This window comes from Paenibacillus sp. FSL H8-0548 (genome assembly GCF_038630985.1).
In the GTDB taxonomy this organism is placed as follows: Bacteria; Bacillota; Bacilli; order Paenibacillales; family Paenibacillaceae; genus Pristimantibacillus.
This window is the reverse complement of the sequence record NZ_CP152049.1, coordinates 1,276,581-1,289,686: the sequence shown is the minus strand read 5'-3', so window position 1 is coordinate 1,289,686 and position 13,106 is coordinate 1,276,581. Positions and strand designations below refer to the sequence as shown.

Sequence of the window (13,106 nt, the reverse complement as noted above, 5' to 3'; positions counted from 1 at the left end):
ACTGTCGTCCTGCAGCCTCCTTGCTTGAACGAATTATAGCTTCAAATACGAAACGGCAGATTAAGGATCACTCCTTGATCTGCCGTTTATTCATCGTTTGAATCATTCATCCCTTATAAGCCTAATATTGCTCTAAACTGATTAAGCCTAAGCGCTGTGCCTCTTTAATCGCTTCTGAACGGGAGCGAACATTAAGCTTATCAAAAATACGCGTTAGCTGATATTCGACATTTCTTTGACTCACATGCAGCATAGCAGCCAGCTCCTTGTTACTCACGCCTGTAGCTACCTCATGTAATATCGTCTGCTCTTTTTCATTGATAGATACATCCTCTATAGCTACTTCAGTCCGTCCAATCGTCACTTCATGCCGTCTAAGCTGTTTTAATAGAGAAATAGGAATGACCGTATCGCCTCTCATAGCGGATCGAATCGCATTGTGCAATTGCTCTCTCGATACCGTCTTCGAAATAAACCCGGATACTCCAGATTCAATGAGCAAATTAAAATGCGAGCCAATTTCATAACCAGAATAAATAATAACTTTGCGCTCCGGATCCTGCTGAATAAGACGCTTAGTCAGTTCCAAACCACTAATGCCGGGCATATTTAAATCACATAAAATAAGATCAAATTGCTCGATTTGCACGATATCCAGCGCCTCGATTGCCGACAGAACGACAGATACCAGCATCTCGGAATCTTGTTCAATCATCGTTTTTGTCCCTTCTCCTACAGAAGGGTGATCATCAACTAATAAGATACGAATCACGCGGTATTCCCCTCTCCGATATGCCGGTTGTCATCTTCTCTGGCAGCAAAATAACAACCTCTAGGCCATTACCGTGCTGAGAATAAAATGAAATGTCTCCTTCAAGACCCGTCACCCGCTCTTTAATACCTGACAAGCCCATATGCTCAAAAGAAACATTCATTTGATTGACGTCCATACCAACACCGTCATCTTTATATCGGAAATATATAATTCCTTTGCGCAGCTCAAGCTCAAGAATAACTAATTTAGCCTGCGAATGCTTATCCGCATTACGAAGCAGCTCCTGGACGATTCGATAAATAGCGGTAATTTGCTCTTCATTAAGCGGATTAATAAACGATTTCGCACGGAATTCGACTGCAAAGTTCACTCGCATTTGAGTATGCTCGATGATCGATTCCACAGCTTCTACCACACCCATTTCTTTCAGCAGCGGCGGCCGAAGCTCATTGCAGGTTTCCCTAATTTGATGAATCACATCAAGCAGCCCTTCTTTGATTTCCTCTAGCTCATGCTCCAAGCTGGAAGAAATCGGATGGTCCATCATGATCGATTCGAGCTTTCTATACCAAAGAAGCTGATCCTGCAGCGCTGAATCATGCAGATCCGCGGCAAGCTTCCTTCTTTCGTTTTCTGATAAGCAGAAGAGAAGACGAAGCACCCAAGGAGAGGTCGTTTGCTCCTTGCGAACCTCTGACTCCAGATCCTCAATTAAACCTTCAATGAGATATAGATTTTCGAATACGATACTTGAATAATTCGACATTGTCTTAAGCCAGCGCAATTCATCCGAGTTGAAACGTGTATGGTTGGTCTTCAGTCCAATCCACAGAATATGATATCTTGAACGCTGGCGTCCAATCACTAGTCCTAATCCATATGGCAATTCCATCATTTCCCCAACCTGCAAAGAGTTTACTGTACCAAGCAAAAACTCTGCAGTAATGAGCTCTTCCGGATGGTCTCCAATTGGATATACAGTGTTCTCTGATTGCTCTACAAGCAAGAACGTAATTCGGCTTACGGGCAAAAGACTTTCTATTTCTTGTCTTAGAACCGATTCCAAATCTCCTTGCTTCATAATTTTCGCAATTTTTCGTGAGAAGCGATCAAGACTATCCTGATAACTATACATCGCCTTAAACAGCTTAGGCCTAAAGCGTTGATCGATTTGCTCCTTTGCATATAAAAACAACGTCATTCCGATGTAGATGACAAAAAACACGCCAAACCACGCCGTCCATGACGAATCTTTCTCCCCTAACAATACAAACGCCACAAGTGCCGCTACAATTACAGCGGGAATGAAAGCAAGCGCCGTATAGTATTTAAATCTCGTTAATATAAAATCAATATCAAATAATTGATTCGAAGTTGATAAGTAGAAATATACGATCGGAAGAACGAATAAGAAAAGAGCAGTAAATGCAGCGGGTACAATCTGGTTTTGCCCAAAAATTTGAGGAATCAAATTAAAGGCTGTGAATGGAGTAAATGCTACTAGATGCGAAATTAAAGTAATCGTAAATAATGAACTCAACTTAGTTTTACGATGTTTTAGAAACTTGCGAATGAGCATAATTACACATACTAAATTGCCTAAGAGCACAGTTCCGCTAAAGGCCATTTCGACGTAGCTATACATTTTAATAGAAAATAGATCAGTCCATATATAGAGCAAGCTCGCAATACCGACTAACCCGACCGCTCCAAATAGTGCTTGAAGCACTTGCTTGCTAATAAATTGGACATCAAATCTTTGCAAGTAAATATTCATGAAGCTCATGAATAGCAAGGGGATCGTTGGCAGTATAACATAAATAACTGTAATTCCTACTGGATCGCTTCGATAGGATGCAGCTGAGCTATAGTAGCTAATCCCGATAGAAATAAAAAATAAAATGAGGACAATCACTGCCTTGTCATTCCTGCGCTTTACATATAAAAACCCTGAGAACGCACAAAAAATAACTAGCGATATTCCCGGGATATACAATTGTATCAGCAGCTCCCAGAGGGAATGATCACCGGTCCAGCCTTTTGCAAAGGCTATTTCCTGTTGAACATTATTTCTATGTAATAAAAGAATATTATCTGCATTCTCAATTGAATTGTATTTGATAACATTTCTAAATTCATTGACAGGCTCACCGTTAATCGTAAGAATCTGGTCACCTACCCGAATTCCTTTTACTTCAGCCTGACCGGCTGGTTCAATTGATTTAACGATATAGCGATCATCCGATTCCTTAATTAATACTGCACCTATCGATGGAACTCTCACGATTACCGCGGTTAAATAGAAGAGAGAAGCCAAAAATACTGCTAGGAAGAGGATTGCGATGCTGCGGTTCAATAGCGTTGGTCTCATGCTGCCCTCTTCCCTCCACTCTTAATCAAAGCTTAGCTCCACATGTATGCGTAGCCGCTGTTTTTCTCGTTTTTGTTTTTCAGTTCGCCAAGAAGAGCTTTTTGTTCTGCCGCAGAAACACCTGCAACTTGCAATTGTCCACCCATAGCCATTGACATTTTCTCAGTGCTTTTTACCAATTGGCGAATCGTTTCTTTTAACATATTAACTCCTCCGCATCTCTTCTACTATTTTTTTGGAATCATGGTACTTCTCTACTATAACAGGAATGTATTCAACAGAAAACGCAAAAGTGATTCGTATTTACCGAAATGGCTTTTGCGTGGTTTGTTATTATGTAATTTCTTGATTTATTATAGATAAAAAAGTCGGTTTCCAGGGACTTATCTCATGGATAGAATTCAAGAGCTCCTCAAATCGATTATAGTGCATCCGACTCATGACTGATCCATACAATATCGTACCCGATCTCTCGCAGGTTTCGAGAAAAAGCTCTCGCTTTAATAGAATGTCTTCCATAGAAATATCGCCCTGAAAATAGGCTTTGATCCACTGATCCTCTTCTTCCTCCGACTCTATTAAATAGAGCGTCAGCATCGTACGCTTTTTCTTAAGAAGGTCGCTCTTGTCGTCCCATCTCAGTAAATCTCGGAGATCATTTTGTATTTGGGCGGCCATTCCGATCTCCATTGCATATTCGGCAACAATTGGATTCCATGGCTGGCCTGCCAGCAGCACACCAGTCATGCAAGCAAGCTGGAGCATTGTAGCTGATTTAAGTTTAACCATTTCTAAGTATGACTGCTCGTCCGTTATATCATTTGCCAAATCGAGCATTTGACCATTTGCCGCCAGCAGCAGCTGGGTATTCATCATTTCCAAAAGTGCGATTCGTATCTCATCATTCACTGTACTGCCTAGCATCGCTTGTTGAGACAGCGTCAGGAGCGCCGTAGCGACATGAATGGCAATAGGCTGAGGTATTTGCATCCAAAGCTTATCTGGAGCATCCTGGTCCTGCAGGTCATCCAATATATCTGATGCCAAAACAAACAGCTCAACCGCTGCCGCTGCCTCGTATGGCTCATCGCTCTTGCCGCCAAACATTTGATAATGGATCACTGTCAATTGTCCAAATCGAATCGTTTCTCTTAGCTTGTCTTCTATAAACAGCTCTGCATAACGTAAAAGAGGCTCAGCTGTAAAATAACGCTGAACTAGTCTTTGCATTTGCTGAGCAATGAGTGGAATACAATTATTCACTTTCAAGCCTCCGCCATTCAATATTCCACTATTATACTATGGAATCTGTAACGAATCACGTAATGACTTTATCGCTGTAATAAAAAGGGTTACTCTAAGGGCAGCTGCCTCTAGAATAACCCAAATGGGATTAGTTGCTTTGTTGTGCCAACATTTTTAATAGAAGCGTTACAGCCTCTGCACGCGTTGTAATGGCATTTGGATCGAATTTATTAGTGCCTTTACCTTCTATCAGACCAATCTTCTTAATTGCGGCTACCGCACTTTTCGCCCATGAAGGAATATCCTTGTCATCCGCGAAGTCAGTTACTGCATTTGTTTCGACAGACAAGCCCATAGCCTTCGAGATCATAGCTGCCATCTCAGCGCGCGTCATTTCTGCATTAGGACGGAAAGTACCATCACTGTATCCATTAATAATACCCGCTTGTACAGCTTGTGCTACAGCTCCCTGTGCCCATGCTCCGATCTTCGTTGTATCTGTGAAAGTCAGCTCAATTCCCGAAGTCTGAGGCTTCAGCGCATTCATCAGCATCACAGTAAATTCCGCACGCGTTACGGAATTACGCGGCTTGAATGAACCATCCGTATACCCCTTAACAATTCCCTTGCTTACCGCTTGTTTAATGCTGTCCTCTGCCCAATAACCGGAAATATCGTTGAAATCAACATCATTTGAAGTTTGGTCTACCAAAAGCACCGCAAATTTCGTGAAATGATTAACCTCCACTGTGATACGGTTTCCGTTTATCTTTCCGCCGGCAATTTCCACCCAAGTCTTCTTCACTTCATCAAAATAGAATACAGCCACTCTTTGGTTGCTATTTACATTTTTTGAATCGAAAGTAAATGTCAATGTTACCGGTTTTTTAAAGTCATCAGAAATATTTTTCAATAGTTCGAATACAGAAGAAACCAATATTTCGTTATTCGGAAGGAGAGTCTTCGTATCTGATACTCTCTCAATTGTTAATTTCAACTCATTGGATGCAGCATCACTTGGTATGAAGACTACAATTGCAGAATCCTCCAAACTAACCTCACCAGCACTGCCTTTGGGTATCGTTAATTGACCATTGGATGAGGTTACTTTAGTTTCGCTTGGTGTTGGTATCGTTGGTGTCGTTGGTGTCGACTTGATGTCCGACAGAACGACCGTTAACACTTGAACATCCGACGCTGGCTGTTGCATTGTTGCCGCGATTCGCACGTAGATTGAATCGCCTGCATTTACACTAATGTTATCAACTGAAGCTCCTGTTGTGATCAATGTGTAATCCTCACCGTCTAGCGAGTACTCCATTGTATCCGTAACACCGCTGAGCTTTGTTGTTCCACTGCTCGTACCTGGAGCCAAGCTTGCAGTTGTCGGCGCTGACGCAGCCTTTATATCTGCCAGAGCAACCGTCAATTCTTGAGCCTCTGACGCAGGCTGTTGCACCGTTGCCACGATCCGGACGTAAATCGAATCTTCTGCATTTACACTAATGTTATCAACTGAAGCTCCTGTTGTGATCAATGTGTAATCCTCACCGTCTAGCGAGTACTCCATTGTATCCGTAACACCGCTGAGCTTTGTTGTTCCACTGCTCGTTCCTGGAGCCAAGCTTACAGCTGTCGGCGCTGATGCAGCCTTTATATTCGCCAGAGCAACCGTCAATTCTTGAGCCTCTGACGCAGGCTGTTGCACCGTTGCCACGATCCGGACGTAAATCGAATCTTCTGCATTTACACTAATGTTATCAACTGAAGCTCCTGTTGTGATCAATGTGTATTCCTCACCGTCTAGCGAGTACTCCATTGTATCCGTAACACCGCTGAGCTTTGTTGTTCCACTGCTCGTTCCTGGAGCCAAGCTTGCAGTTGTCGGCGCTGTTGCTGGTTTAATAACCGCTAAACCGACCTGCAGCACTTGAACATCTGATGCAGGCTGTTGCACCGTTGCCGCGATTCGGACATAAATCGAATCTCCTGCATTTACAGCCATATTATCGATTGTGTTTCCTGTTGTGATCGATGTGTAATCCTCACCATCAAGCGAGTACTCCATTACATTTGTTACACCGCTGAGCTTTGCTGATCCACTGTTCGTCCCTTGGGCTAAGCTTGCAGATGTCGGAGCTGATGCTGGTTTAATATCAACTAGCCCAGCCGTCAGCACCTGTGCATACGATGCTAGAGCCAGCTCGGTTGCTGCTAATCGGACATAGATTTTATCTCCTGCATTGATGCTGATATCAGTAACAGCAGTATTGTCAATCTTTACATATTCGCCGCTATTGACCTTGTACTCCATTGCAGCTGTGACACCCTTCAATGTCGTTGTTCCACTGACGGTCCCCTTCTCCAAAGACCCAGTTACAGGTGCTTCCCCACGTATAATTGAATAACTATTGCTCATAACTTCACTGTCTATCTTTCCTGTATACATCGCAATCGCCTTAATCGTCAGATCGTCATCGATAATGACAGGAGAACTGGATTCATACAGCGTACTGCTCGTTGTCGGTTCATCGCCATTCGTCGTGTAATAGATCGCTGCACCTGCTGTTCCACTGCTAATTGTCACCGTTGATCCATTTACAATAGATCCGCCTGGCGGATTTGCAGCAGGGGTCTCTGCAATAACAAATATTCGTAATTGAGGATACTCATTAGCAGACATATACCAAACCCCAAAAAAGTCCCAGCCTTCGGCTTCAAAGGTGGATTTTGTTTGCATCTCAGTCGTTGTTTTAGCTATTCCTTTACCATTGTCCATCGCTATGGACTTTTTATCATAGAAGCTATGGTCGTATGTTCCCTGATTGCTCGCCCCTACTAAACCGCCCTCCATACTGTTCGTAATGAGACCTGCAGCGTAGCTATTGGATATCGAGCCCCAATCTTGATATCCTACTAAACCTCCTATGGAAGAGGCTCCACCAACTTCAGCTAAAGAATAGCTATTCATAATCGAGCTGTCACGCTGATACCCTACTAGTCCTCCTACATAGCTAATTCCTGAAACTTTCCCTGTAGTATAGCTATTCATGATTGCAGTTGAAGGATTGACTAAAGCACCTGCTAAGCCGCCTATAAACAAACCATTTCCGAATACATCCACATTTTCGAAACCAATGTTTTTTATCTCAGCACCAGAAGCTGGTTGACTGAAAAAACCGATGTAGTTACCGGTACGATTAATTTTCAAGCCGCTTACAATATAACCATTACCATCTAATTTCCCAGTAAATAAATAGATTGGGTCCCAAAAAGAGCCCCCATTGTAACCAGCGCCGCCTTCAGCAAGGAATTCCGTTAAATCAATATCATTTCCAAGCATATAATGAGCAGTAGGATAAAAACGAATTGCATTTAGCTCCTCAGGCGTGGAAATAATATAGGGATTACCTGCAATTCCCTCTCCCTTGCCAAACCCAAAAGCTGCATTAGCTACCTCGGAAGTACCTATTAATGCTCCAACTGATGTGAAAATGATTGTAAAACAAAGCATGATCATTAGACTAAACTTACCTATTCTACCGCCTAGAATTTCCCTCTTTACCATACGATTAACTCACTCCTGATTCCTATTTTAAAAATGTTACAACCGCAGCTGGTGAGATCCCGAATACCTAGTAATATCCCTACTTCTCCCCTGAATTTCTGACAATTATCGAGCGATTTTGCATTTTTTTAGATTAACCTACTATTATAAAAAAAAAAATCCCCCATTTGGGGGAGAAAAAGATTAATCCTCTTGTCAGCTATGCAAAAATATGCGCTGAAGCGCACCTACAAACTGTCCTAACCATCTAAGTGTCATTATGCCGTTACAGTCGTTTTTCCGTTTACGCTTTCCTTCTTGTTGACCTTCTTTATTACTATCCCCCTCATTTATTTGATTTAATAAATTAGCAACCATCTCCATTCTCTTTTCTAGTAATCTTCTGCGCTCGACTGACGGACTTTCGATGTGATCGCGATGATCCATTGACTTAAAAGCCCTCCTTGAGGTTTATGTATGCGATTTAAAAACCGCTATCTATCCGGTTCTTCTTATACACTCACTCTCCCCTTCATCTCTACTGCATGATGCATATAAACAGCTTCCATGGTCATCCCGCCGCCCGGCAATTGTGCAATAAGCGTCGTTGGGTTAGCGCAGGCCATTAATTCTCCCTTACGCATCACGCAAACACGACTGCAATAACGCTGTATTTCCTCCATATCATGGGAAGCAACTACAATCGTTTTTCCTTGCTGTTTAAGCAGTGCCAGCAGCGACCAATAGTCTCTTTTGGCCTGTGAGTCCAGTCCCGTCGTTGGTTCATCCAAAAATATAATTTTTGGATCATTGACTAATGCAATTGCTAATGCCGTACGCTGTCTCCAACCGCCTGACAAGCGTTTTACTAATTTATTCGAATATGGACTAAGACCGAATTGCTCAATAATTAGATCCAAGTCGTTTTTTCGTTTGTAGAAGCCTTGAAACAGCTCCATAGCTTCGCGCACATTCATCTTATCCACAAGAGATGTGCTTTGCAGATGAATTCCGATATCTTCCTTCAGACGTTCTGCATCAAGCACAACATCTTGACCATAGATCTGTATGCTCCCCTGTTCAGGCATGCGAATTCCCATTAACATTTCTAGTAGTGTTGTTTTTCCAGCACCATGCTGGCCGATAATACCAAAGATTTCTCCTTCATTCACTTTAAAGGATACTTTCTCTACTGCTCTATTCGCACCATAATACTTGCTGACCGAGCTTACCTGAATGATTGCTTCCTTATCCATTCTTTGGTTAACCTCCATTCACTCTCAACATTGCTTAATCTATACAATATAAGGTGAGATTTATGTTTTGGTATGCGTCATAGTTTCACGATAACCTATACCATTGACTTTTTCACCGAAAATCTGAGTAGTAATTCACGCAAATTTTTTGCGTGCCCGCAATACAAGCGCAATGCAAATGCAATACAAAGTGACACAAACGCCGCCCGTGCAGCCCTCCATTACTGCTCGCATATCGTCATCACTAACGTCAAGAAACGTACGCTGTACTTATTGCAATACGGCCTATATGCCAAAGGCAATCTCTAAAACATAAATAGTAAAACCGAGCAGCATCCATATTAGTCTCAAGTGTATTAAAGTACATATGGAGCCTCTAAAGACAAAAAAACAGTCTATCATCTGAGAATAAGATGCTCGACTGTTTTTGCAAATATAATGATTCATGCGGCAGCAGCGCTCTATTAAAGCCAATATCTGCTCCTTGATCTTGATTAGTCTATCCAAAAACCACCTTTTATAGTTATCCACAATGTTATCAACATCTCTGTATAAATTGTTAGTTAATTCAGTCGATAGTACATGAGTATTATAGTAGTATTTTCGCGGATTTCGTCGATTCTTAGGCACAAACTCATACTTTCCTGTTACTTTATCCACGTTATTCACATTATCCACAGCTTTATCCTCGAAAAACTATCCCCTATTCGTTCACAATGTTAAGCGAACGTAAATCCAGTGTTTTCGGGCATTTCATCATCTTATACACAATTTAACGTTGAAATGTGGATAACTTTGTGCACAACACTAAATTTGGTAAATTTATTGTATTATTTTCTTTTACCTATATAGAGTAAATGCGAGGAAGAACCGAGTAAATAATTATTTTCTGCAGTATCGTATATAAATTGCATGAATTTCGCGTAATGTTCCGCTCCAAGAGATTTCCAATAATCAAATTGTTCCTTAGTTAGAGAACCAGCTGCACTGGAGGAGCCGATGAGCTTAATCGTTTCGAAGCCATGGGTTTCCATAAACGGAGTGATGTCGTCTATATGATAATAATACGCCCCAGTAAATCTTCCCTCATCGCTATGATTAAACAGCCCTGTTTCCATAAAAGCTTGAATGTCTCCCATATTATCATTAGGACGCCAGCTTTGCGGATGAGCAAGCACTGTGAGCACATGTCTGATACGAGTCATAAATGAAACAAATACGTAACCATCCCTTCGTGTCACTCGATATAGTTCCTTAACAGCTTGTTCCCTTTCCTCCTGCAGCTGCAAATGATATAGCGGTCCCATCATTAATGAAGCATCAAAGCTATCATCCGAAAAAATGTTCAAGCTCCTTGCATCTGCGATATGAAAGCCTTTAAAGCGTTCTGTTAGCGCAAGCTCCTGCGCTTTCTCTCTAGCAATCTGCACAAGCCTTGGGGTTAAATCCGTTAATGTAACCTCATAACCGCAGCTAGCCAGCTCCATTGCATATTTTCCAGGCCCTGCACCGTTATCTAAAATATGCCCGTTCTTCGGAAGAAACCTCCTGATATAATGCCAATTAACGTTAAACTCAAGCGGTTCTCTCTCCAGACGCCCCCACTCATCAAATTGATTATAATAGCTAATGACTCGATTATTATTCATTTCAGCCACGCCTCCTTATACCATTCGAACGAGCACCTGCTGGCTTTCCCATAATAGAGAAGCTTACTTCCCTACTATGGGGAAAAACCAAAGCTTATTTCACAATCAGAGTCAGTTTACTGCTCGATTCGGAGAAGCTTCAACTATTCTGATGCCTGTCGTCATAACCGCTTGATTGCAAGCTGCCACGTAAGCCTGAGCAGCAGCGAGAACGATATCGTTATGAATAGAGGTTCCGCGGAAGCGCTGCTCCTGATGCACAATGCTGACAACCGCTTCGCCGTGCGCATCCTCGCCTGTGGATAAGGAATGAAGCTCAAGATCTTCAAATTCGGCTGCGACAGGAATCGCTTGCTTAATGGCATGGATTACAGCTTCAATCGGTCCAGCTCCCATCGCTACATAAGTTTTCTCTGCGCCAAACTCGTTCTCGCGAATCGTAACCGTTGCCGTGCGAGAGCGCTGCGTACCGGCATGAACCTGAAGGTCAACGAGCACATAAGGATCTGGCTGTGTCTGTGTCAGCTCGCCTGCTATACGAATCAGCTCATCATCGGAAACGATCTTTTGAGCATCAGCCGTCTCCTTGAATTTATCATACACACTTTGTAATTGAGCCTCTGTCATGTCTATACCATACTCGGAAAGACGATGTTTAATGGCATGACGACCAGAATGCTTGCCTAGAATAATCATATTGCGTGAAATCCCCATCGCTTCCGGGTCCATAATTTCATAGGTGCTGCGGTTTTTCAGCAGGCCATCCTGATGAATGCCTGATTCATGCTGGAAGGCATTGCGTCCAACGATCGGCTTGTTGTAAGCAATCGGGAAATTCATAGCGCGGCTCACCATCCGCGATGTTTCATAGATTTCGCCGATCTGAATGTTAGTCTCCGCCCCAATGGCATCCTTACGCGTTTCAATCGCCATAACCAGCTCTTCCAGTGAACAGTTGCCCGCCCGTTCGCCAATTCCGTTTACTGTAACTTCGATTTGCGTAGCGCCTCCATGAATGGCTGCAATACTATTGGCTACCGCCATGCCAAGATCGTTATGACAATGCGCACTATATCTTACCGTATCGCCGCCTCTTGCTTGTTTCCTGACCGCACGGAACAGCTCGCTCATTTCCTCCGGCATAGCATAGCCCAGCGTATCCGGCAGATTAATGATCGTCGCTCCTTCTGCTATAACAGCCTCTACCAGCTGAATGACAAAATCTCTTCCTGAGCGTGTAGAGTCCATCGCTGAAAACTCGATTTCATCGACGAGTTGTTTTCCGTATGCGACCATGTCGCGAGCAATTTTAACGACCTCATCACGTGATTTCCGCAGTTGATGGTTAAGATGAATGTCCGACGAGGAAATGAATATGTGCAGCCTTCTGCGAGCCGCATCCTGTGTAGCTTTGATCGCCGCATCAATATCGACCTTCACCGCTCTCGCAAATCCCGCAATCTCTACATGCTGAAGCTCACGAGAAATTTGCTGCACAGCTGCGAATTCGCCTGGACTTGAGACCGGAAAGCCCGGCTCAATGACATCGATGCCCAGCTTGCCAAGCTGCCGTGCAATAATTATTTTACGTTCGGGATCAAGAGAAGCACCAGGGGATTGCTCGCCATCGCGCAGTGTTGTATCAAAAATTTGAATTTTTTTCATTTCGTTTGTCATCGTTAATTCCTCCTAAGTTTTGGTTAGTTATCTTAGCCATTAGCGGCACCTCATTGAACAAGAAGCGATAGTACTTGCTAAAAATTTGCATAAAAAAAGCTCGCCGTCTCCTTGTAAGAGACGACGAGCTTACGCTGCCGTGGTACCACTCTAATTGACCGGAACCTGATGCAGAAGCATTGCTCAGCTGCCAATCGACAGCCTTACTGCTTGCTGCGGGATTCCATGCCCGCTTAAATGCCCGATGACGGCGGCTAACCGTAACGATGTAGGCGCATGTCAGATGACAAGCTGTTTTCCATCGTTCCGCTCCCAGGCGAGATTCAAACCTCAGCTTCGACTGCGTCGCACCACCCCGCAGCTCTCTGCACGATTTCAACGTTCCCATCTTATCGCAATGCGATAAGATAGACTGAAATTCGCTTTGCCAGCCTAATGTTCTACTACTCCTGTTCATAGCGTTTTTACTCTATGTTGTATACTTTAATTTGTTTGTATATTTGCTTTGATGGTCAGCTACTCCACTGCCTAGACAACAAGAAAAGCCTGTCGTCTCTTGAATCAAGAGACGACAGGCTATAAAAGA

Annotated in this window: 10 protein-coding genes; all 10 read right to left on the bottom strand. The window is 43.0% G+C overall.

The genetic code is table 11. The features are described 5' to 3' along the window. Positions 1 to 121: 121 nt before the first annotated feature. The 10 genes from MHI37_RS05340 to MHI37_RS05295 all read right to left on the bottom strand — a co-directional run bounded on the left by MHI37_RS05340 (position 122) and on the right by MHI37_RS05295 (position 12,977). The gene (locus MHI37_RS05340) at positions 122 to 772 is read right to left on the bottom strand and encodes a response regulator transcription factor (protein WP_076340038.1); all 651 of its coding nucleotides are present in this window, start codon (positions 770 to 772) and stop codon (positions 122 to 124) included. Continuing rightward, positions 750 to 3,146 (bottom strand): ATP-binding protein, encoded by a 2,397-nt coding sequence (locus MHI37_RS05335; protein ID WP_076340037.1) that lies wholly within the window; start codon positions 3,144 to 3,146, stop codon positions 750 to 752. The genes MHI37_RS05340 and MHI37_RS05335 overlap by 23 nt, the downstream gene beginning before the upstream one ends. A 32-nt stretch (positions 3,147 to 3,178) precedes the next feature. Beyond that, positions 3,179 to 3,349 carry a competence pheromone ComX gene (comX, locus tag MHI37_RS05330; RefSeq protein WP_179090338.1) on the bottom strand — a complete coding sequence of 57 codons (171 nt, stop codon included), beginning with the start codon at positions 3,347 to 3,349 and terminating at the stop codon, positions 3,179 to 3,181. A 130-nt stretch (positions 3,350 to 3,479) separates the two neighbouring features. Next, a complete protein-coding gene (locus MHI37_RS05325; protein ID WP_076340036.1) occupies positions 3,480 to 4,409 on the bottom strand; it encodes a polyprenyl synthetase family protein in 930 nt (309 codons plus the stop codon). 130 nt (positions 4,410 to 4,539) lie between these two features. Beyond that, positions 4,540 to 7,959, bottom strand: coding sequence for an S-layer homology domain-containing protein (locus MHI37_RS05320; RefSeq protein ID WP_342556537.1), 3,420 nt, complete (start codon positions 7,957 to 7,959; stop codon positions 4,540 to 4,542). Positions 7,960 to 8,154: 195 nt separating this feature from the next. Continuing rightward, positions 8,155 to 8,385, bottom strand: a complete 231-nt coding sequence (locus MHI37_RS05315; protein ID WP_076339395.1) for a hypothetical protein — start codon at positions 8,383 to 8,385, stop codon at positions 8,155 to 8,157. A 65-nt stretch (positions 8,386 to 8,450) separates the two neighbouring features. Further along, positions 8,451 to 9,194 (bottom strand): ABC transporter ATP-binding protein, encoded by a 744-nt coding sequence (locus tag MHI37_RS05310; protein WP_076339396.1) that lies wholly within the window; start codon positions 9,192 to 9,194, stop codon positions 8,451 to 8,453. An 830-nt stretch (positions 9,195 to 10,024) separates the two neighbouring features. Beyond that, positions 10,025 to 10,843: a class I SAM-dependent methyltransferase gene (locus MHI37_RS05305; RefSeq protein ID WP_076339397.1), complete on the bottom strand. Its 819-nt coding sequence runs from the start codon at positions 10,841 to 10,843 to the stop codon at positions 10,025 to 10,027. 111 nt (positions 10,844 to 10,954) lie between these two features. Continuing rightward, positions 10,955 to 12,520 carry a 2-isopropylmalate synthase gene (locus MHI37_RS05300; RefSeq protein ID WP_256710687.1) on the bottom strand — a complete coding sequence of 522 codons (1,566 nt, stop codon included), beginning with the start codon at positions 12,518 to 12,520 and terminating at the stop codon, positions 10,955 to 10,957. Then, a complete protein-coding gene (locus MHI37_RS05295) occupies positions 12,486 to 12,977 on the bottom strand; it encodes a hypothetical protein (protein WP_076339398.1) in 492 nt (163 codons plus the stop codon). The genes MHI37_RS05300 and MHI37_RS05295 overlap by 35 nt, the downstream gene beginning before the upstream one ends. Between the last annotated feature and the right edge of the window lie 129 nt (positions 12,978 to 13,106).